Annotated in this window: 1 protein-coding gene; it reads left to right on the top strand. The window is 68.9% G+C overall.

Annotated features, from left to right (window positions below; genetic code table 11):
• Positions 1 to 56 precede the first annotated feature (56 nt).
• Positions 57 to 1334 carry an IS701 family transposase gene (locus AC5P09_RS51800; protein ID WP_493880607.1) on the top strand — a complete coding sequence of 426 codons (1278 nt, stop codon included), beginning with the start codon at positions 57 to 59 and terminating at the stop codon, positions 1332 to 1334.
• Positions 1335 to 1436 lie beyond the last annotated feature (102 nt).

Below are 1436 nucleotides of genomic sequence, written 5' to 3'. Positions count from 1 at the left end.
CTAGTAGGACTCCGTTACGTCTGTCTGCCGGTCCTGTTCAGGGGAACGCTGAAGGTGTGGACGCACATGAAGTGAACCGTGCTCGGGCGAAGTTGGCGTTATTCGTGGCTGACGTGTTCGCCTCGGTGCCGCGCAAGGACCAGCGGGCCAAGAGCGACTGCTATCTGCGGGGGCTGATGCTGGACGGGCGGCGCAAGTCGATCCAGCCGATGGCGGAGCGGCTGCCGGACGGCAACGAGCAGAATTTGCAGCAGTTCGTGAACCAGTCGACGTGGGATCCGCTGCCGGTGCGGCGGCGGATCGCGGAGCGGATGGTGCCCCGGGTCGGCCCGGACGCCTGGGTGGTCGACGACGTGTCGTTCCCCAAGGACGGGAAGATGTCGGTGGCTGTCGCCCACCAGTACTGCGGAGCCTTGGGCAAGCAGGCCAACTGCCAGGTCGCGGTGAGCGTGCACGCGGTCTCCGACATCGCCTCCTGCCCGCTGCAGTGGCGCCTGTTCGTGCCGAAGGAGTGGGCGGACGATCCGGTACGGCGGCACAAAACCGGGATCCCCGACGAGATCGGGCACCGGGAGAAGTGGCGCCTGGCCCTGGACACCATCGACGAACTGGCCGGATGGGGGATGGTCCCGCCGACGGTGGTGGGCGACGCCGGCTACGGGCAGAACGCCGGCTTCCGCGACGGGCTTAAGCGTCGGGGCATCGGATATGTGGTGGCCATCCGCTCGGACGTGACCGTCCACCCGCATGATGCGCTGCCCACGGCCCCCGCGTGGTCGGGCAACGGCCGCAAGCCGCAGCCCCGCTACCGCGACAAGCCGTCCCCGGTGGCCGCGCTCGCGGCGGCCCGCGGTCGGCAGGCCTTCACCGAGGTGACCTGGCGGGAAGGCTCCCGCGGACCGATGCGCTCACGCTTCCTGACGCTGCGGGTGCGGCCGGCCGGGATCAAATCCCGCCGCCTCGCCCAGGCCGCCGCCACCGCGCAGGAGGGCTACTGGGACGGCGTCCTGCCCGAGGTCACACTGCTGGTCGAATGGCCGACCGGCGCCGAGGCACCCACCGACTACTGGCTGTCCAACCTGCCCGCAGACACCCCGCCGGCCGAACTGGTCCGCCTCGCGAAGATCCGCTGGCGCATCGAGCACGACTACCGCGAACTCAAACACGGCCTCGGCCTGGACCACTTCGAGGGCCGCTCCTGGAGGGGCTGGCACCACCACGTCACCCTGGCCACCGCCGCCCACGCATACCTCACCGAACAGCGCCTGGCCCCAAAAGCCGATACAGCGGACTCACCCTCTACCAGATCCTCGACACCCTCCAAGACCTGCTGAACTGCTGGACCGGCACCTGCACCACCTGCCACCGCCCCCTGCCCAGAACATCCACCACCAGCCAGAACACAAGAACCAGAGCAACCTAACGGAGTCCTACTA

The sequence above is a fragment of the Streptomyces sp. a15 genome (assembly GCF_059026085.1).
The sequence above is the reverse complement of the archived record's forward strand: the minus strand, read 5'-3'. Positions and strand labels throughout refer to the sequence as shown.